We start from the raw sequence: 22,318 nt of genomic DNA on the forward strand, positions 1-22,318 counted from the left end.
CGTCCTGCGAGCCGTGCCGGGCGAGCACCCCGCTCCTCCTCGGAGCGGGGTGCTCGTCGTGTTCCGCGGAGCAAGCCCGCGAAGCATCCTCCGCGCACCGGCGAAGCATCCCCGCGCACCGGCGACCAACCCACCGGGAAGCCCTGGCGTAAAGGGCGATGAGCATTCTTCGATACACGGATCCCGGTGCATCGAAGTTTTCCATGAGTTGCTGGACCCTCGGAATTTGATTCGTAGGGTGGGCCGGGTCGCGACTGCTGGCCCTGTCGGTGGGTGCTCTTCTCCCTGTTTCGACGCGTCTACTCAATCGGAGTGAATGGAAATGGCCGATCGGAATGGAATCCAATTGCCGCTGACGGCCGCTCAGTACGGAATGTGGCTGGCGCAGCAGGTGAATCCGGAAAACCCGATGTACAGCATCGCCGAGTGCGTTGAGATACCGGGCGAGATCGACGTTTCCCTCTTCGAGGCCGCGCTGCGCCGGGTGGTCGACGAGGCCGAGACGCTGCGCGTGGCGTTCGGGCCAGGCCCCGAAGGGCCCGTGCAGACGGTGGTGGAGGACCTGGACTGGGAGCTGCACACCGTCGACGTCAGCGGCGCCGACGACCCCTCCGCCGCCGCCGAGGAGTGGATGCTGGGCCGGGTGCGGACCCCGGTGAACCTCGACACCGGACCGCTGTTCACCTTCGGACTGCTCAAGCTGGCCGCCGACCGGTACACCTGGTTCAGCCGGGTCCACCACACCATCGTCGACGGCTACAGCTGGTCCCTGATCGTCTCCCGCGTCGCCGTCCTGTACTCGGCCCTGGTGGCCGGCGAGGAGCCGAAGCCTGCCACGTTCGGGACGCTGGCAGAACTCGTCGAACCGGACGCCGACTACCGGCGGTCCGAACAGTTCACCGCCGACGGCGCGTACTGGTCCGAACGTCTTGCCGGTGCCGCCGAACCGGTCACCCTGGCCGGGCGCCCCACCCGCGTCCCCACCGACCACGTCCGCCAGGCCGGCCCCGTCACCCCGGAGCAGGCCGAGGCGCTGCGTGACCTCGCCCGGGAGACCCGGGTCGGCTGGCCCGCCGTGGTCGTCGCCGGCGTCGCCGCCTACCTGCACCGTCTGACCGGCGCCGACGACCTCGTGCTCGGTCTGGCCGCCGCGGCCCGGCCCACCGCGGCCGCCAAGCGCACCCCGGGCATGGTCTCCAACGCCCTGCCCGTCCGCGTCCGCCCCCGGCCGTCCGACACGGTGGCCACCTTCCTGCGCTCGGTGAGCGACGAGATCCACCACGCGCTGCGCCACCAGCGCTATCGCTACGAGGACATCCACCGCGACCTCGGCCGGGTCGGCGACCGGAAACGGCTGTGGGGTCCCGAGATCAACCTCATCATGTACGGCGAACAGCTCGCCTTCGCCGGGCACGGCGCGACCGTACGCGGCTTCTCCGTCGGCCCCGAGGAAGACCTCTCGCTGATCGTCGACAACCGGGCGCCGAACGCCGGCTTCCTCCTCGACCTCCACGCCAACGCCGACCTCTACACCGAGGAGACGGTGGCCGGCCACCGCGAGGCGCTCACGGGCTTCCTCGCCGCACTGGCCGCGGCCGGCCCGGACGCCCGCCTGGACTCCGTCGACGCGGCCGTGCCCGCCGGGTGGGTCCCGCCGGCGGCCGCGGACGGCCAGGACGCCGTGGCCCCGGCCGCCTACCGCGCCCCGGGCACCCCGCGGGAGGAGGCGCTGTGCGGTCTGGTCGCCCAGGTCCTCAAGGTCGACCGGGTGGGCGTCGACGACGACTTCTTCGAGCTCGGCGGCCACTCGCTCACCGCGATCCGGCTGCTCGGGCGCATCCGGGACACCTTCGGGGCGGAACTCTCCATCCGCACCGTCTTCGAGACCCCGACCGTCGCCGCGCTCGCCGCCCACCTCGACCAGGCGGCCGGCCGCAGCCGCGCCCTGGAGCCCTTCGACCGCCCCGCCGTGCTCCCGCTCTCCCTCACCCAGCAGCGGCTCTGGCTGGTGAACCGGCTCCAGGGCCCCAGCGGCGCCTACAACATGGGCCTCGCGCTCCGGCTCACCGGTCGGCTGGACCGTACCGCGCTCGCCGCGGCCTTCCATGACGTCCTGGCCCGCCACGAGAGCCTGCGCACCACCTTCCCCGAGACGGACGGCAAGCCGCGCCAGCACATCCTGTCGCCGGCCGAGGCCGCCGCGCGGGTGGTGCTCACCGAGCGGGCCACCGACGCCGCCGACCTGGACGCGACCGTCGCCGAGGTGGTCGCCGAGGGCTTCGACCTCACCGGGCAACTCGCCGTACGGCCCCGGCTGCTCGTCCTCGGACCCGAGGACCACGTGCTGCTCGTCGTGCTGCACCACATCGTCGCCGACGGCCTCTCGCTCGCGCCCCTCGCCCGTGACCTGGGCCTGGCCTACACCGCCCGTACGGCGGGCGAGCCCCCGGCGTTCGCACCGCTGCCGGTGCAGTACGCCGACTACACCCTGTGGCAGCAGTCGGTGCTCGGCGACGAGAACGACCCGGACAGCCCGCTGGCCCGCCGGCTCGCCCACTGGAAACGGGCCCTGGCCGCACTGCCCGAGGAGCTGGAGCTGCCCGTCGACCGGCCGCGGCCCGGCGAGCTGAGCCAGCGCGGCGACATCGTCCGCTTCGACGTCGACGCCGTACTGCACCGGCGCCTGATCGAGCTCGGTCGGGCCCACCGGGCCAGCCTCTTCATGGTGCTGCAGAGCGCGGTCGCCGTGCTGCTGAGCAAGCTCGGCGCCGGCGAGGACATCCCGCTGGGCAGCGCCGTGGCCGGCCGCGGCGACGCCGGGCTCGACGACCTCGTGGGCTGCTTCGTGAACACCGTGGTGTTCCGCAACGACGTCTCCGGCAACCCGAGCGTCGGCGAACTCATCGACCGCACCCGCGAGATGTCACTGTCCGCCCACGCCCACCAGGACGTGCCCTTCGAGCGCCTCGTCGAGGCGCTCAACCCGGAGCGCTCGCTCGCCAGGAACCCGCTGTTCCAGGTGATGATGGACGTGCAGACCCCGGCCGAGTCCCACCTCGAACTGCCGGGTCTGCTCACCACTCCCCAGCAGGTCGACCCGGGAGTCACCAAGATCGACCTGCTCTTCGGGCTCGACGAGCGCTCGGCGGGCCACGAGGCCGCCGCCGGGATCAGCGGCCGGCTCGAATACAGCACCGACCTCTTCGACCGCGCCACCATCGAGGCCATGAGCGCCCGCCTGCTGCGGGTCCTCGACGCCTTCACGGCCGACCCCGGACAGCGCGTCGCCGACATCGACGTCCTCACCGAGGGCGAACGGCACCTGGTCCTGGGCGAGTTCGGCCAGTCACCGCTGCTCGAACCGGAGCTGCTGCTGCCCGCGCTCTTCGAGCGGCAGGCCGCCCGCACCCCGGGGGCCCCGGCCCTGACCGAGCACGAGGCCACCTACACGTACGCCGAACTCAACGCGGCCGCCAACCGGCTGGCCCACACCCTGATCGCCGCAGGCGCCGGGCCCGAGCAACGGATCGCGGTGCTGCTGCCCCGCTCGGCGGAGCTGGTGATCGCGCTCCTCGCGGTCCTCAAATCCGGTGCCGCCTACGTCCCGGTCGACCCGGAGTATCCCGACGAGCGGATCGCCTACATGCTCGCGGACGCGTCCCCGGCCCTGATCCTGGCCGACCCGCGGACCCGCGAGGCGGTGCCGACCCGCGAAGTGCCGGTCCTCGACGTCACCACGGAGCACCCCGTGCCCTCGGCGGACCCGGGCGACCCGACCGATGGCGACCGGTCGCGCCCGCTGGACCCCGCACACCCCGCCTACGTCATCTACACCTCCGGCTCCACCGGCCGCCCCAAGGGCGTCGTCGTGACCCACCGGTCCGTCGCCGTCTACCTGGAGTACGCGCGCGAACGCTACCCCTCCGTCGCCGACGGCACCCTGCTGCACTCGCCGGTCTCCTTCGACCTGACCGTCACCTCGCTGTACGCCCCGCTGATCTCCGGCGGTCCGGTGCGCGTCACCGCCCTAGGGGGTGTTTTGAAAGTCCCGCACAGCACCCACGGCGCCCGGCACGCACCCTCGCCGCACCGGCCAAAGACCCAAGTAGCTCCGCTACAAGGGCCTTCGTCCGGCACGCCGAGGGCACGCACCGAACACCGCGGGCACCGCACAGGACTTTCAAAACACCCCCTGGAAGGCCCCGGCAGGGCCGCCCCGCGCCCCGCCTTCCTCAAGGCCACCCCGGCCCACCTGGCCCTGCTCGGTGTGCTGCCCGAGGAGTTCTCGCCCACCCGCGAACTGGTCGTGGGCGGCGAGATGCTGCTCGGCGAGGCCGTCGAGGAGCTGCGCCGGCACCGGCCGGGAATCACGGTCGTCAACGAGTACGGGCCGACCGAGGCCACCGTCGGCTGTGTGGAGTTCAGGATCGGCCCGGACGAGACCGTCCCCGGCGGCCCCCTGCCGATCGGCCGACCGATGTGGAACTCGGTCGTCCGAGTTCTGGACCAGGCCCTCAACCCCGTGCCGCCCGGTGTCTGCGGCGAGATCTACATCGGCGGCGGGCAGCTCGCCCGCGGCTACCTGAACCGGCCGGGCCTGACCGCGGAACGGTTCGTCGCCGCCCCGTACGACCCCCCGGGCACCCGCATGTACCGCACCGGCGACGTGGGCCGCTGGCGGGCCGACGGCCAACTGGAGTACCTCGGGCGCGTCGACGACCAGATCAAGCTGAACGGCTTCCGCATCGAACTGGGCGAGATCGAGGCCGTACTGGCCCGGCACCCCCGGGTCGCGCGGTCCGCCGCCACGGTGCGCGAGGACGTCCCGGGCCACCGGCAGCTCGCCGGCTATGTGATCCCCCGAGCGGGCGAGACCGTGGAGCCGGCCGAGGTCGTCGCGTGGGCGGCGGGGCAACTGCCCGCCCACATGCTGCCGGCCGCTGTCGTCGTCCTCGACACGCTGCCCCTCACCCCGAACGGAAAGCTCGACCGCAAGGCGCTGCCCGCACCCGAGCGGACCGGCGGCAGCGGCACCGAGGCGCCCCGCACTCCGCTGGAGGAGGCCCTCGCCGCGCTCTTCGCCGAGGTGCTGGGCCGCGAGAGCGTCGGACTGCACGACAGCTTCTTCGAACTGGGCGGCGACAGCATCGTCTCCATCCAGATGGTGGCCCGCGCCCGCCGCAAGGGGCTGGTGTTCTCCCCGAAGGAGGTGTTCGAGCTCAAGACGGTGGCCGCGCTCGCGGCCGCGACCGCCGAGGCCGGCGCCCCCGCGCGGACCGACGAGAACGGCGGGATCGGCGCGCTCCCCGCGACCCCGATCATGCGCTGGCTGGAAGAGCGCGGAGGTCCCGTCGACGCCTTCCACCAGAGCATCCTCGTCCAGGTGCCGGCCGGGCTCGGCGAGAGCGAACTGGCCGACGCGCTGCAGGCGGTGCTCGACCGGCACGACGCCCTGCGTACCCGGCTGGACCGGGCCGGTGGCAGCGGCCGCTGGAGATACGAGATCACCGGGCGCGGCAGCGTCGCGGCAACCGGTCTGGTGCGCCGGGTCGACATCGCCGGGCTCGCCGGTGAGGCGCTGCGCACCACGATCGGGGGCGAGGCCCGCGCGGCCTGGGACCGACTGGCGCCCGAGGCCGGCGTGATGGTCCAGCTGGTCTGGTTCGACGCCGGGCCCGACACACCGGGACGGCTGCTGTTCGCCGCTCACCACCTCGTGGTGGACGGCGTCTCGTGGACCGTCCTGCTGCCCGACCTACGGGCCGCCTGGGAGGCGGTCGCCGTCGGCAAGAAGCCCGAACTCGCGCCGGTGGGAACGCCATTGCGCCGCTGGGCCGAACTGCTCGACGAGCAGACCGCCGCCCGGGCCGCCGAGAGCGACCGGTGGGCGCGCACGCTCGCGGTGCCCGCGCCCACCCTGACCGACCGGCCGCTCGACCCGGCCGTGGACACCGCGGGGGCCGCCCGGCGGCTCACCCGGTCCCTCCCCGCCGACGTCACCGCCGCCCTGCTCGACCGGGCGCCCGGGGCGCTGAACGCGAGCGTGCACGAGGTACTGATCACCGCGCTCACCGTGGCGCTGGTGCACTGGCGCGGGCGCCGGGGCCTCGGTGAGGACGCCGGCGCCCTCATCGACGTCGAGGGGCACGGTCGGCAGGAGATCGCAGACGGCCTGGACCTGTCCCGTACCGTCGGCTGGTTCACCACCATCCGCCCGGCCCGCCTCGACCCCGGCGTCGAGCACTGGGACGGACTGTGGGCGGGCGGACCCGAGGCGGGCCGCGTGCTGCGCGCGGTCAAGGAACAGCTCAGGGACGTCCCCGACGAGGGCATCGGATACGGGCTGCTGCGCCATCTGGACCCGGAGACGGGGCCCCGGCTCGCCGCGCTCGCCACCGCGCCCCTGCTCTTCAACTACCTGGGACGGGCCGAGGCACCCGGAGGTGACTGGGGCCCGGCACCCGAGACCGACGTGGTCCAGGCCCCCGGCGCCGACCTGCCGCTGTCCCATCTCCTGGAGGTCGACGCGGTCGTCCGCCAGGAGCCGGACGGGCCGCACCTGACGGCCGTCTGGACCTGGCCGGGCCGGCTGCTGTCCGAGGCCGACGTCCGCGAACTCGCGGACACCTGGTTCCGCGCGGCACGCGCGCTGACCGAGTACGCCGAGCGCCCGGACGCCGGCGGCCACACCCCATCGGACCTGGCGCTGGTGGAGCTATCCCAAGACGAGATCGACGGGCTCGAAGCCGAGTGGAGGACGTTGTGATGAAGAAGTCGGGTCCCGAGGACATCCTTCCGCTGTCCCCGCTCCAGGAGGGACTGCTCTTCCACGCGCTGTACGACGAGTCGGGGAACGACGTCTACACCGTGCAGGTGGTGCTCGACCTGGGCGGCGCCCTGGACGCCACCACGCTCAAGGCCACCGCGCAGGCGCTGCTCGACCGGCACGCCAACCTGCGGGTGGGCTTCCTCCACCCCAAGCAGAGCCGTCCGGTGCAGGTCGTCTCGCCCACCGTCGAGATCCCCTGGTCCGAGAGCGACCTGAGACAGCTCGACCCGGCCCGGCGGGACGCGGAGCTGCGGCGGATCCAGGCCGAGGAGAAGGCCCACCGCTTCGACCTGGCCCGACCGCCGCTGATGCGCTACCGGCTGGTGCGGCTCGCCGACGACGCGTACCGCCTGCTCTGCACCTTCCACCACATCCTGCTCGACGGCTGGTCGACGTCCGTGCTCCTCGGTGAACTGCTGGAGGTGTACGCGCACGGGGGCGACGCCTCCGGACTGCCGCCGGTCACTCCGTTCCGCGACCACCTCGCGCACCTGGCCCGGCAGGACCAGCGGGCGTCCGAGGAGGCCTGGCGCCAGGCACTCGCCGGCATCGACGCGCCCACCCGCCTGGTCCCCTCGGACCCCGCCCGCGAGGTCGTCCACCCCGAGCAACTGGTGCTCGAACTGTCCACCGAGGCCACCGAGGCCCTCTCGGCCCGGCTGCGCGCCGACGGCCTCACCTTCTCCAGCGCCGTGCACGGCTCCTGGGCACTGCTGCTCTCGGTGCTCACCGGCCGCCAGGACGTGGTCTTCGGCACGGTCGTCTCCGGCCGGCCACCGGAGGTGCCCGGCGTCGAGCGCATGGTCGGCATGCTCATCAACACACTGCCGGTCCGGGTGCGACTCGGCGGCGGCGACCCGCTCGGTGCGGTACTCGCCGGGCTCCAGGGCGAACACCTGGAGATGATGGCCCACCAGTACACCGGGATGCGGGACATCCACCGGCTCTCCGGCCACGCCGAACTCTTCGACACCTACGTGGCGTTCGAGAACTTCCCCTTCGACCTCCAGGGCCTGCGCGACCTCGCCGGCGACCTGACCATCGACGGCTTCGACGTCCTGGACGCCAACCACTACCCGCTCTGCCTGGTCTCGCACGTGTACGAGGGCAGGCTGCGGCTGCTGCTCAACTACCGCCCGGACCTCTTCCGCCCCGAGCAGGTCGAGGTCATCGGCGGTCGGCTGGTACGGATCCTGCGGGCCCTGACCGAGGACCTCGGACAGACCGTGGCCGGCCTCGACCTGCTGGCCGACGGCGAGCGGGAGCGGCTGGTCGCGGCCGAGAGCACCGCCGGGCACACCGTTGCGCAGGCCACTTTCCCCGAACTCTTCGCGGTCCAGGCCACGCGCACTCCGGACGCGATCGCCGTGGAGTCGGCCGAGCTGGGCCTGAGCTACGCCGAACTGGACGCCCGTACCGACGAACTCGCCGCGCGCCTCGCGGCCGACGGCGTCGGGCCCGAGCAGGTCGTCGCCCTCCTCCTCGGCCGCTCCGTGGAGTCCGTCGTCGGCTCCCTCGCCGTGATGAAGGCGGGCGCCGCCTATCTGCCGGTGGACCCCGACTACCCGGCCGAGCGCATCGCGTTCATGTTCGAAGACGCGCGTCCGGCGGCGGTGCTCACGACTACGGCGTACCAGGACGCGGTGCCCCGCTCCGGGAACATCCCTGTCGTCGTGCTCGACACACCCGGCACACCCGACGCGACGGACGCGGCGGGCGCGGCCCCGCGGGACGGGACCCGACCCGCGGGGCCCGTCTCCGTCGCCTCGCCCGCGTACCTGATCTACACCTCAGGCTCGACCGGCGTACCCAAGGGCGTCGTCGTCAGCCATGCCGGTCTGGCCGCCTTCGCGGCGACCGAGCGGGAACGCTTCGCCGTGGACGGCACCAGCCGCGTCCTGCAGTTCTCCTCGCCCAGCTTCGACGCCTCGGTGCTCGAACTGTGCATGACGCTGACCTCCGGCGCCACCCTCGTGGTGCCCGACCCCGGCCCCCTCGCCGGCGAACCGCTCGCCGAGGTGATCGCCGCACGAGGGGTCACCCACGCCCTGATCCCGCCGGCCGCGCTGGCCAGCGTCCCCGCCGCGGACCTTCCCGGGTTCGCCTGCCTCATCGTCGGCGGCGACGCCTGCTCGCCCGAACTGGTGGCGCGCTGGGCCGCGGGCCGGCGCATGGTCAACGCCTACGGCCCCACCGAGTCGACCGTCGCGGTGTCCATGAGCGCCCCACTGGAGGCCACCGGCGCCGTCCCGCCGATCGGCACACCGGTGCGCGACACCCGCGCCTACGTCCTCGACGCGGCCCTGCGCCTGGTACCCCAGGGCACCGAGGGCGAGCTGTACGTGGCGGGCGCCGGCCTGGCCCGCGGCTATCTGCGGCGCCCCGGGCTGACCTCCGAGCGCTTCGTCGCCGACCCCTTCGGCGCCCCGGGCGAGCGGATGTACCGTACCGGCGACCTCGTACGACTGCGCGAGGACGGCCAGCTGGAGTTCGTCGGCCGCGCGGACGACCAGGTCAAGGTCCGCGGCTTCCGCATCGAACTCGGCGAGATCGAGAGCGTCCTGGCCCGCCACGAGAGCGTGGACCGGGCCGCCGTACAGGTGCACGAGGTCCAGCCGGGCGTCAAGCAGCTCGTCGCCCACGTGGTTCCGGCCGGCCCGGCCCCCGTCGACACCGAGACCCTGCGCACCCATGTCGCGGCGTCGCTGCCCGAGTACATGGTGCCCGCGCTCGTCATCGCCCTCGACACCCTGCCGCTGATGGTCAACGGCAAGCTGGACCGGTCAGCCCTGCCCGCCCCGGAATTCACCGCGGCCGAGGGCCGTGCCCCCGCCACCCCACGCGAGGAGCTGCTCTGCGGGCTCTACGCCGAGGTGCTCGGCGTGGAGCGGGTGGGCGTGGACCAGAGCTTCTTCGAGCTCGGCGGCGACAGCATCGGCTCCATCCAACTGATCAGCCGGGCCCGCAAGGCCGGACTGCGCTTCACTCCGCGCGACGTGTTCACCCACAAGACCGTCGAGGCGCTCGCCGCGGTGGCCACCGAGGGCGCATCCCCCGCGCGCCGCCGCGCCGCGTCGGACGGGGTGGGCGGCGTGCCGCTGACCCCGATCATCCACTGGTTCAGCGAACACAGCGGTCCCGTGGACCCGTTCCACCAGGCGATGCCGCTGCCCGTGCCCGCCGGGCTCGACACCGACCGCGTCACCCGCGTGCTGCAGACCTTCCTCGACCACCACGACGCCCTGCGGCTCAAGCTCACCCGCATCGAGGACATCGGCGAGTGGACGCTGGAGATCACCCCGCCGGGCACCGTCGCGGCCGCCGAGTCGCTGTACCGGGTCGATGTCGCCGGGCTCGACGCGGACGCCCTGCGCGCCGTCACCGAGCGCGAGTTCACCGCTGCCCAGGAACGACTCGCCCCCGAGCACGGCCGCATGGTTCAGGCCGTCTGGCTCGACGCCGGAGCCGAACGGCCCGGCCGGCTGCTGCTCGTGATCCACCACCTCTCCGTCGACGGGGTCTCCTGGCGCATCCTGCTGCCCGAGATCTCCGCCGCGCTCGCGGCGGCCGCCGAGGGCACCGCCTTCACCCCCGAACCGGTCGGCACCTCCTTCCGCCGCTGGGCCCGGCACCTGACCGCGGCCGCCGGCGAACCGGACCGCATCCGCGAACTGCCGCTGTGGCGCTCCGTCCTCTCCGGCCCCGACCCGCAGCTCACCGACCGCCCGCTCGACCCGGCGACGGACACCCTCGCCACCGCGGGGCACCTGACCCTGCGGCTGCCGGCCGACCTCACCGAGCCGCTGCTCGGCCGGGTGCCGGCCGCCTTCAACGCGCAGATCAACGACGTACTGCTCACCGCGCTCGCCGTCGCCGTGGCCGACTGGCGCCGCCGCCAGGGCCGCGGCGACACCTCCTCCGTCCTGGTGGGACTGGAGGGCCACGGCCGCGAGGAGATCCTCGACGGGGCCGACCTCTCCCGCACCGTCGGCTGGTTCACCAGCCTCTACCCCGTACGGCTCGACCCGGGCGAGGCCGGCGGGGACGCGCTCACCACCGGCGGCCCGGGCCTCGTCACCGCGCTCAAGGCGGTCAAGGAGCAGTTGCGGGCCATCCCCGACAACGGCATCGGCTTCGGCCTGCTGCGCTACCTCAACCCGCGGACCGCCGCGGCCCTGGCCAAGTTCCCCGAGCCGCAGATCGGCTTCAACTACCTGGGCCGCATCGGCGGTTCGGACGAGGAAACCGGGGAGACGGGCGGCCTGGGCGGCGGCGCGGACGCCGCCACCCCGCTGCCGTACACCCTCACCGCCAACGCGGTCACCGAGACCCATGCCGACGGGCCGCGCCTGGCCGCCACCTGGACCTGGCCGGGCGGACTGCTCGCCGAGGACGACGTACGGCTGCTCGCCCAGGCGTGGTTCGACGCCCTGCGCGCCCTGGTCAGCTGTGCCGACCGGCCCGGGACCGCGGGCGGGCTCGTCCCCTCCGACCTCGCCCTCGTCGACCTCACCCAGGACGAGATCGCCCGCCTGGAACAGGCCCAGCCCCGCCTCACCGACGTACTGCCGCTCTCCCCGCTCCAGGAGGGGCTGCTCTTCCACACCGAGTACGACCAGGACGCCGAGGACGTCTACATCACCCGGCTCGCCGTGGACGTGCGCGGGGAACTGGACACCGAGGCGCTGCGCGCCGCCGTCGCCGGGCTGCTCGCCCGGCACGCCAGCCTGCGCGCCTGCTTCCACCGCACCGGTCATGGCGTGCCCGTCCAGCTGATCCCGGGTGAGGTCGAACCGCCCTGGAACGAGATCGACCTCAGTGCCCTCGACGAGCCGGAGCAGCGTGCCGAACTGGACCGGCTCCTGGTCCAGGAGCGGTCCCGGCGCTTCGACCCGGAGCGCCCGCCCCTGCTCCGCTTCACCCTGATCAGGCTCGGACCCGACCGCCACCGGCTGCTGTTCGCCGCCCATCACCTGCTGCTCGACGGCTGGTCGGCGCCGGTCCTGGCGGGCGAGCTGTTCGCGCTGTACGGGCAGCGGGGCGATGCCTCGGCGCTGCCGCCCGTCGTCCCGTACAAGGAGTACCTGGCCTGGCTGGCCGCACAGGACCGCACCGCCGCCGAGGCCGCCTGGCGCACCGCGCTCGCCGGGGTCGACGAGCCGACGCTGGTCGCGCCGGGGGCGGCCGGCCACGCCGCCGCCCTCCCGGGCCGGATCGTGGACGAGCTCCCGGCGGGTCTGACCGCCGCGCTCACCGCGGCGGCCCGGGCCCGCGGCCTCACCATGAACGCCGTGGTCCAGGGCGCCTGGGGCCTGGTCCTCGCCGGTCTGACCGGACGCGACGACGTGCTGTTCGGCGAGACCGTCTCGGGCCGCCCGCCTGAGCTGCCCGGCGTCGAGTCGATGGTCGGCCTGTTCAGCAACACCGTGCCGGTACGTGTCCGCGTCGACCCGGCCGTGTCCCTCTCCGACACCCTCTCCCGGGTCCAGGCGCAGCGCGTCGAGCTCCTCGCCCACCACTACCTGGGCCTCGCCGACCTCCAGCGGCTGGCCGGCCTCGGCACGCTGTTCGACACCGCCGTGGTCTTCGAGAACTTCCCCGCGGACCCCGGCGCCCGGGAGACCGTGCACGGCCTCGCCCTGAGCGAGGTCGACACCAAGGGCGACAACCACTACCCCCTCGGCATGGTCGTGATGCAGGACGACCGGCGGATGGTCCTCAACTGGTACTACCGCGCCGACCTCCTCGACGAGGAACTGGTCAGGTCCGCCACCCGGCAACTGCGCAGGGTGCTCGAAGCCGTCGTCGCCGAACCGGACACCCCGGTGGGGCGGCTCGGTCTCCTCCACGAGGCGGAGACCCGGCAGCTGACGACGGGCACCGCCGGCACCGCCGTACCGCTGTCCACGGCCGTGGTCGGTGAGCTGATCGAGGCGCAGGCCGCCCGCACCCCGGACGCCACCGCACTGGTCGACGGCACCACCGAACTCGGGTACGCCGAGCTCAACGAGCGGGCCAATCGCCTCGCGCACGCCCTGATCGCCCGGGGCGCCGGCCCCGAGCGGCTGGTCGCGGTCGCCGTGGAACGCTCGGCCGAACTCGTCGTGGCGCTGCTCGCGGTCCTGAAGTCCGGTGCCGCCTACGTGCCGGCCGACCCGGCCCATCCGGCCGGGCGCATCCGCCACTTGTTCGACGACGCCCGGCCGCAGCTCCTGCTCACCACCCGGGCGGCGGCCACCGCACTGCCCGAGCACGCCGTCGACACCCTGGTCGTCGACGACCCCGAGACGGCGGCCGAGATCGCCGGGCGCCCGTCCGGCGACCCGTCGAACGCCGACCGGACGGCCCCGCTGACCGCCGGCCACCCGGCGTACGTGATCTACACCTCCGGCTCCACCGGACTGCCCAAGGGCGTGGTGGTCGAGCACCGCTCGGTCGTCGACTACCTGGGCTGGACCGGGATCACCTACCCGGGCGCCACGGGTCTCGCCCTCCTGCACTCGCCGGTCTCCTTCGACCTGACGGTCACCGCGCTGTTCACCCCGCTCACCGTCGGCGGCACCGTGCTGATCACCGCCCTGGAGGAAAACCCCGAGCTTTCCACCCGGCTGGCCACGACCCCGGTCACCTTCATGAAGGCGACCCCCAGTCACCTGCCGCTCCTCGGCGCGCTGCCCGACGCCTACTCACCCACGACCGAACTCCTCCTCGGCGGCGAGGCCCTGCTCGGCGAGGCGCTCACCGCGTGGCGGGAGCGCCACCCCGACGCCACCGTCCGGAACGTGTACGGGCCCACCGAGGCGACCGTGAACGTCACCGAGTTCCGGATCGGGCCGGGCACCGAACTCGCCCCCGGCCCTGTCCCGATGGGCCGTCCGCAGGCCAACGTCCGGGCGTACGTCCTGGACTCCGCGCTGCGTCCGGTCCCGGCCGGCGTGACGGGCGAGCTGTACCTCGCGGGCCCCTGCCTGGCCCGCGGCTACCTCGGCCGGCCCGCCCTGACCTCGGAGCGGTTCACCGCCGACCCGTACGGCCCGGCCGGCTCCCGGATGTACCGCACCGGCGACCTGGCCCGCCGGCTCGCCGACGGGAACCTGGTGTTCGTCGGCCGCGCCGACGACCAGGTGAAGATCCGCGGTCACCGCGTCGAGCTCGGCGAGGTCTCCGCCGCGGTCGCCGCCCTGCCCGGTGTGGCGGCCCAGGCGGTGGTCGTCAGGGAAGGAGAGGACGGCGGCCGCCTTGTCGCCTACGCCGTACCCGCGGCCAAAACCGCCCTCGCGGGCCATGAGCTGCGCCGAGCGCTCGCCGAATCCCTGCCCGACTACATGCTCCCGGAGGCCGTCGTCGTCCTCGACGAACTGCCGGTCACTCCCCACGGCAAGCTGGACCGCAAGGCGCTGCCGGAGCCGGAGTTCACCGTGGCCGCCACCGCGTGGGCCCCGCGCACCCCGCAGGAGGAGATCCTGTGCGGTCTCTTCGGCCAGGTGCTCGACCTGCCCGAGGTGGGCGTGGACGACGACTTCTTCGAGCTCGGCGGCAACTCGCTGAGCGCGGTCCGGCTGCTCAGCCGGGTCCGCTCGGTCTTCGGCACCGAGGTCGACGTCCGCGCGGTCTTCGAGGCACGCACCCCGGCACGGCTCGCCGCCCAGGTCGGCCCCGGCGGCTCCGCCCGGCCCGAGCCGACGGTACGGCAGCGCCCCGCGGAACTCCCGCTGTCCTTCGCGCAGCGCCGGCTGTGGTTCCTCGACCGGCTGAAGGGCCCCTCGGGGGAATACAACATCCCCATCGGCCTCCGGCTCCGCGGCACGCTCGACCTGGACGCGCTGCGCGCGGCCGTCGCCGACGTCGTGGCCCGCCACGAGAGCCTGCGGACCGTCTTCCCGGACACCGGGGGCAAGCCCCGGCAGTCCGTCCTCGCGCCCGCCGACGCCCCGGTGCCCGTGGAGATCGTCGAGGCCGCGCCCGAGACGATCGGGCGGGCACTGCGCGACGCCGCCGCCCGCGGCTTCGACCTGGCGGCCGAACCCCCGCTGCGCGTCACCCTGTTCGTCCTCTCCGACACCGAGCACGTCCTGCTCCTGAACGTCCATCACATCGCGTCCGACGGTTGGTCCAACGCCCCGCTGGCCCGCGATCTGTCCACCGCCTACACGGCCCGGCACGGCGGGCGGGCACCCGGCTTCGCGCCGCTGCCCGTGCAGTACGCCGACTACACCCTCTGGCAGCGGGAACTGCTCGGCGACGAGCAGGATCCCGCCGCCCTCGCCGCGCGCCAGCTGGCCTTCTGGGAGAAGACTCTGGCCGGTGCCCCGGCGGAGCTGGCGCTGCCCACCGACCGGCCCCGCCCGGCGGAGATGACCGGTGACGGCGCCACCGTCGAGTTCTCCGTGGACGCCGAGTCCCACGCCCGCCTCACCGAGCTCGCCCGCACCCACCAGGTCAGCCTCTTCATGGTGGCCCACGCGGCGCTCGCGGCCCTGCTCACCCGGCTCGGCTCCGGCACCGACATCCCCCTCGGCACCGCGACGGCCGGCCGCCCGGACGAAGCCCTCGAAGGCCTCGTCGGCTTCTTCGTCAACACCCTGGTGCTGCGCACCGACACCTCGGGCGACCCGACCTTCGCCGAACTGCTGCGCCGGGTCAGGGCCACCGACCTGGCCGCCTACGCCCACCAGGACCTGCCCTTCGAGCGGCTGGTCGACCACCTCGGCATCGAGGCCCGGTCGCTCGCCCACACCCCGCTGTTCCAGGTGTTCCTCGCCTTCCAGAACAACACGGCCGCGCGCCTGGACCTGCCCGGCCTCATGGTCGAACCGGCGGACATCGAGCTGACCTCGGCCAAGACCGACCTCGGCGTGGAACTGCGCGAGACCTTCGGCAGCGACGGCAGCACGACCGGCATGCAGGGCCTGATCAGCTACCGCACCGATCTGTTCGACCAGGCCACGGTCGAGGCGATCGCGGCCCGGTTCACCGCCCTGCTCGACGCGGCCGCCGGCGACCCGGAGCTGCCGGTCAGCAGAATCGACCTGCTGTCCGGCACGGAGCGCGAGCAACTGCTCGCCACCTGGAACGACACCGACCGCACGGTGCCGGCGGCGACCTTCCCCGCCCTGTTCGAACAGCGGGCCGCCGCCACTCCCGACCACCCGGCGGTGATCACCGGCCGGACCCGGCTGACCTACGGCGAACTCAACGCACGGGCCAACCAGTGGGCGCACTACCTCATCGGCCAGGGGGCCGGCCCCGAGCGACGCGTGGCGGTCGCGGTGCCCCGCTCGCCGGACTGGCTCGCGATCACCCTCGGCGTCCTCAAGGCGGGCGCTGCCCATCTGCCGGTCGACCCCGGCTACCCGGCCGAGCGCATCGCCTACATCGTCCAGGACGCGCGCCCCGCGCTGGTGATCGCCGACGGGGAGACAGCCGGCAGCCCCGCCCTGTCCGGCGCCGCCGTGCGCCGCGCCGACGCCGAGGACGTGCGGGCCGCCGTGGCCGCCGCCCCCGTCACCGACCCCGCCGACCCGGACCGCGCCCACCCGCTCGGCCTGGACCACCCCGCGTACGTCATCTACACCTCGGGATCGACCGGCCGGCCCAAGGGCGTACTGGTCACCCACCGGGGCATCGCGGGCATGGCGGGAGCACACGCGGAGAACTTCGCCATCGACGCGGACAGCCGCGTCCTGCAGGCCGTGTCGCCGAGCTTCGACGTCTCGATGGCCGACCTGGCGATGACCCTGCTCAGTGGCGCCACGCTGGTGCTGCCGGACGGCCACCGGTCGCCGGCCGGCCAGGAGCTGGCCACGCTCGTCGACGACCACGGCGTCACGCATCTGCAGGTCACCGCAGGCGTCCTCGCCACGGTGCCGCACACCGGGCTGCCCACGCTGCGCACCCTCGCGGTCGGCGGCGAGGCCTGCGCGCCCGACCAGGTGGCGTACTGGTCCGAAGGCCGCCGCCTGCTCAACGTGTACGGACCCAGCGAGGCGACCGTCTGCTCCACCATGAGCCGCCCGCAGTCCGGGGCGGTGCGCCCGCCCATCGGCGCCCCGCTGTGGAACACCCGGGTGTACGTGCTCGACCCGTTCCTGATGCCGGTGCCCGTCGGCGGCACCGGAGAGCTCTACATCGCCGGCGACGGTCTGGCCCGCGGCTACCTGGAGCGGCCCGCGCTCACCGCGGAGCGCTTCGTCGCCAACCCCTTCGGGGCGCCGGGCGAGCGGCTCTACCGTACGGGCGACCTGGTGCGCTGGAACGCCGACGGTCAGCTGGAGTTCGCCGGCCGGGCCGACGACCAGGTGAAGATACGGGGGTTCCGTGTCGAGCTGGGCGAGATCGAGGCGGCGCTCACCGCCCACCCGGGCGTCACCCGCGCGGCGGTGACCCTCCATCAGGGAGCCGACGGGCGCCGGCAGCTGGTGGCCTACACGGTTCCGGCCGCCGGAGCCCCCCTCGCCGCCGAGACGCTGCGCGAGCATCTCGCCGGGCTGCTGCCGGAGTACATGGTGCCCGCCGCGTACACCGTGGTGGACGCCTTGCCGCTGAACGCCAACGGCAAGGTCGACCGCAAGGCGCTGCCGGAGCCGGACTTCGGCTCGCAGGAGGGGGGCAGGGCACCGCGTGACGCCAAGGAGACACTGATCTGCGAGCTGATCCGCGACCTGCTCGAGGTCGAGCGGGTGAGCATCGACGACAACTTCTTCGCCCTCGGCGGAGACAGCATCGTCTCGATCCAGCTGGTGAGCCGGGCCCTCGAAGCGGGCCTGGAGTTCACGGCGGCGGACGTGCTGCGCCATGCCACGGTCGAGGAGCTGGCCGCCGCGGCCACGGGCCTGGGCGAGCCGGACGACGCGTCCGCCACGTCCACCGCCGACGACAGCGGCATCGGCGAGATCCCGCTGAGCCCGGCCGTCCACGCGCTGCGCGAACGCGGCGGCCCGGTCGCCCACTCGGTGGCCACCGCCGTCCTGGCGCTGCCCGGCGACACGGACGAGCGCCGGCTGCACGCCGTACTCCGGGCACTGCTCGACCACCACGACACCCTGCGGCTGCGGCTCCGCCGCCGAGCCGGAAACCTGGTGTGGAGCCTTGAGACGCTGCCGCGCGAAGAGGTCCAGCCGGCGGACCTGCTCACCCGGGTCGATGTGACGGGGGCGGACCCCGCGGCGCTGGCCGCCGAGGTGGGACGGCAGACGGACGCCGTCCGCTCCACCGTGTCTCCCGAGGACGGCGTCGTGTTCCGGGCCGTCTGGTTCGACGGCGGACCGGCGGGGGAGCACCGGCTGCTGCTCGCCGTGCACACGCTCGCCGCCGATCCGGCCGCGTGGCGGATCCTCGTCGCCGACCTGCGCACCGCCTGGGAATCGGTGGCGTCCGGAGCAGAGGTGCACCTGCCGCCGGTGACCACCACCTACCGGGCGTGGGCCGAGCAGACGGCCGCCGCGGCCGCCGCCCCGGAACTCGTCGACGAACTCCAGCGGTGGTCCGACATCCTCGGCACCGAGGCCGCACCGCCGGCCGAGCAGCCGCTGGACCCGCGCCGCGACACCGAGGCCACCGTCCGGCACCTGGAACTGACCCTCTCCGCCTCCGAGTCGACGGCCCTGCTCACCGATGTACCGGAGCGCTTCGCCACCGGCACCGAGGAGGTCCTGCTCGGCACGGTCGCCGCCGCCGTCGAGGAATGGCACGCCCGGCGGAACCTGCCCGCGGACACCGGAATCCTGGTCGCCGTGGAGCGGGACGGCCGGGCCGGCGCGACCGGTCTCGCCCGTACCCTGGGCCGGTTCACCCACGCCCACCCGGTGCGGCTCGGCGCGGACGAAACGGCGGGTCGCAACCCCGCCGCCCAGGTGAAGCGGGTCAAGGAACTGCTGTCGGCGGTCCCCGGCGACGGCAGCGGCTACGGGCTGCTCCGGTACCTCAACCCCCAGACCGTGCCGGTGCTCTCCGCCGCGGCGACCCCGCGGCTGCGGTTCGCCCACCGGGGGTCCTTCCAGGCGCCGCTCGCCGACGGTTCGGTGCCGCTCGGTGCGGCGGGCGCCGTGCGGGCATCCGCCGCGCAGGACCCGCAGATGCCGGTGGCGTATCCGCTCGACGTGGAGACCTGGGCGGACGAGGGGCCTGACGGCGTGCGCCTGACCGCCCGCTGGGCCTGGCCCGAGGCGCTGTTCGGCAAGGACGACGTGGCGGAGCTCGCCGAGTCCTGGCAGCGCGCCGTGCGCACGCTCGTCGCCGACGCCTCGCGCTCCGGTGGACGCACCCCGTCGGACTTCCCCCTGGTCCGCCTGGAGCAGCGGGACATCGACCTCCTCGAACAGGGCGGGCGCAGACTCGCCGACGTGCTGCCGCTGGCGCCGCTGCAGGAGGGACTGCTCTTCCACTCCCTCTACGGTCGGCGCGAACTCGACGTGTACACCGTCCAGTTCGGGCTGGACCTGGACGGCGACCCACAGACCCCGGTGCTGCGCGCCGCGGTACGAGCGCTGCTGGAACGGCACGAGAACCTCCGCGCCGGATTCGCCCACGAAGGTCTGTCCGGGCCGATGCAGTTCATTCCGGCGGACATCGAACTTCCCTGGACGGAAACGGACCTGAGCCATCTCGACGACGCCGGGCGCACCGCCGAGATCGGCCGCGTGATGCGGGAGGCGAGGGCCGAGAGGTTCGACGTCGACCGGCCCCCGCTGCTGCGCTGCACCCTGCTGCGCCTGGGCGGCGGCCGCGCCCGACTGGTGCTGACGCTGCATCACCTCCTGCTGGACGGCTGGTCCGCGCCGGTCCTCCTCGACGAGCTGATGCGCTTGTACGCGGCCGGCGGCGACCCCGCCGGACTGCCCGAGGTCCGCCCGTACCACAGCTATCTCTCCTGGCTGGGCCGCCAGGACCGGGCGGCCTCGGAGCGGGCCTGGCTGGAGGTGGTCGACGCGTCGGTGGAGCCCACCCTGCTGGCGCCCGCCGACCCGGACCGGGCGGCCGTCGAGACCGAGAAGATCTCCGTCACCTTCGGCGGCGACCTGGTGTCCGGGCTCAGCGCGCTGGCCGGCCGGCACGGCACCACGATGAACACGGTCGTCCAGGCCGCCTGGGGGCTGCTGCTCGCCCGGCTCACCGGACGCGACGACGTGGTGTTCGGCGCGACCGTCTCGGGGCGGCCCGGAGAGGTGCCCGGCATCGAGCGGATGGTCGGCCTCTTCATCAACACCGTGCCGGTGCGGGCGAGTTTCCGCCCCGGCGAGCCGGCCGGCGCCGCGCTGTCCCGGCTCTGGGAGCAGCAGGTGGAGCTGACCGCACACCAGCACATCCGCCTCGTCGACCTCCAGCGGCAGATCGGCAAGGGCGAACTCTTCGACACCCTCCTGGTGTTCCAGAACATCCCCGCCGACGGCGCCGGCTTCGGCGGCGACAGCGACCGGGTCCGCGCGGTCGACCTGGAGATGAACGACGCCACCCACTATCCGCTCACCCTCGACGCCGGGCTCTCGGGGGACCAACTGCACTGCCGGTTCGGCTACCGCCCCGACCTGTTCACCAAGGCCGAGGCCGAGGCCGTCGCCGACGGGCTGCGCGAGGTCCTGGAGATGTTCGCCGGGGACTCGGAGCGACCGGTCGAGAGGCCGGCCGACGACCCGCTGACCCGGTGGTGGACCGAGGTGCGCTCCCGGCTCCGGCAGCGGGTGGACCAAGGGACCCAGGCCGTCGGAGGCGGCGAGGCGACCGACTCCGCCGGGGAGCCGGCCGCCCCGTCGCGGGAGGCGGTGCTCGCCGGGCTCTTCGCCGAGTTGCTCGGGACCGCCGAAGTCGGTCCGGACGACGACTTCTTCGAACTCGGCGGTGACAGCATCGTCTCCATCCAACTGGCCGGCCGGGCCCGCAAGGCCGGGCTGCTGCTCAGCGTGCGGGATGTCTTCAAGCACAAGACGGTCCGGGCGCTGGCCAGGATCGCCAAGGAGGACGAGGGCCCGGCAGCGGGCGAGGCACCCGAGGACGCCATCGGCGAACTGCCGCTCACCCCGGTCATGCTCGACCTGTACGAGCGGGGCGGGCCGACGGACGGCGTCCACCAGGCTGCCCTCCTCCAGGTCCCGGCGGACGCCGGCGAACAGCGGCTCGCGGCGACCCTGCAGGCCGTCCTCGACCACCACGACATCCTCCGCTCGCGGATCGTGACGTCCCCCGGGGGCCCGCGGCTGGAGGTCGCCCCCCGTGGCTCCGTCCAGGCCGCCGTCCTGCTCGGCCGGACCGACGTCTCGGCCGTACCGCCGAGCGAGCTGATCGACGCGGTTGCCCAGGCGCAGCACCGGGCGCAGGCCGAACTGTCGCCGACCGAGGGAGACATGGTGCGGGCCGTCTGGTTCGACGCCGGTCCCGGCCGCCCCGGACGGCTACTGCTCCTGATCCACCACCTGGCCGTGGACGGCGTCTCCTGGCGGGTGCTGCGGGAGGACCTCGAGCGGGCCTGGACGGCGGTCTCCGAAGGCCGTGAACCCGCCCTCGAACCCGTCGGGACGTCGTTCAGGCACTGGTCGTCGGTGCTCGCGGAGCAGGCGGCCGGACCGGCCAGGGCCCGGGAGCTCGACCTGTGGCGCTCGGTGCTCGGGACAGCCGATCCGCTGCTCTCGCACCGGCCCCTCGATCCCGCCGTCGACGTGGTCCGCACGGCACGCCGGCTGACGGTCACCCTGCCGGACGCGGTGACGGGGCCGCTCCTCGGCACGGTGCCCGCGGTGTTCAACGCGGCGGTCGACGAGGTGCTGCTGACCGGTCTCGCGCTCGCGGTGGGCCGGTGGCGGCGGGAGCGCGGCCGGGGTGAGGGGAGCGCGGTGCTGGTGGGTCTGGAGGGCCACGGCCGGGAGGAGATCGTGGAGGGGGTGGACCTGTCCCGTACGGTCGGCTGGTTCACCAGTCTGTACCCGGTCGCCGTCGATCCGGGCCCGGCCCCGGCGGACGAGGTGTGGTCCGGTGGGCCGGCTCTCGGCGCCGCGTTCAAGACGGTCAAGGAGCAGTTGCGGGCCATCCCCGACAAGGGCATCGGCTACGGAATGCTGCGCCACCTCAACCCGGCCACGGCACCCGAGCTGGCCGGCCGGCCGGAGCCGCAGATCGGCTTCAACTACCTGGGCCGCTTCGACGCCGTCGACGCGACGGCCGCCCGGGCCGAGGACTGGGCGGCGCCGCCCGAGGCGACCGAGACGCTGGGCGCGGGCGGCGACGAGGGCGCACCGCTGGCCCACGCCCTCGGACTCAGCGCGGTGGCGCAGGACCGGCCCGACGGAGTGCGGCTGGTGGCCATCTGGTCCTGGCCCGAGGCGCTCTTCGACGAGGCGGAGGTGCAGCGGCTCGCGGACCTGTGGTTCCAGGCGCTGCGAGCCCTGGTCGCATTCGCGGCCCGGCCCGAGGCCGGCGGCCTCACCCCGTCCGACGTGTCCCTGCTGGAGCTTTCACAGGACGAGATCGACGAATTCGAGAGGGATCTGAGCTGATGGAAGG

General features: G+C 73.9%; 2 protein-coding genes. Both read left to right on the forward strand.

Going from position 1 to position 22,318, the window contains the following annotated elements; all coding sequences use genetic code 11:
• The first annotated feature begins 322 nt into the window (after positions 1 to 322).
• Entirely contained in the window at positions 323 to 6,766 is a 6,444-nt protein-coding gene (locus Q4V64_RS36825) for a condensation domain-containing protein (protein WP_124445767.1), read from the forward strand.
• A complete protein-coding gene (locus Q4V64_RS36830) occupies positions 6,766 to 22,311 on the forward strand; it encodes a non-ribosomal peptide synthetase (RefSeq protein ID WP_303713809.1) in 15,546 nt (5,181 codons plus the stop codon). The genes Q4V64_RS36825 and Q4V64_RS36830 overlap by 1 nt, the downstream gene beginning before the upstream one ends.
• Positions 22,312 to 22,318 lie beyond the last annotated feature (7 nt).

Source organism: Streptomyces sp. NL15-2K, from assembly GCF_030551255.1.
In the GTDB taxonomy this organism is placed as follows: domain Bacteria; phylum Actinomycetota; class Actinomycetes; order Streptomycetales; family Streptomycetaceae; genus Streptomyces.

Excerpts from the sequence above, each read along its gene's own strand:
- Q4V64_RS36830 (WP_303713809.1), top strand. The coding sequence starts at position 6,766 with ATGAAGAAGTCGGGTCCCGAGGACATCCTTCCGCTGTCCCCGCTCCAG.
- Q4V64_RS36825 (WP_124445767.1), top strand. The coding sequence starts at position 323 with ATGGCCGATCGGAATGGAATCCAATTGCCGCTGACGGCCGCTCAGTAC.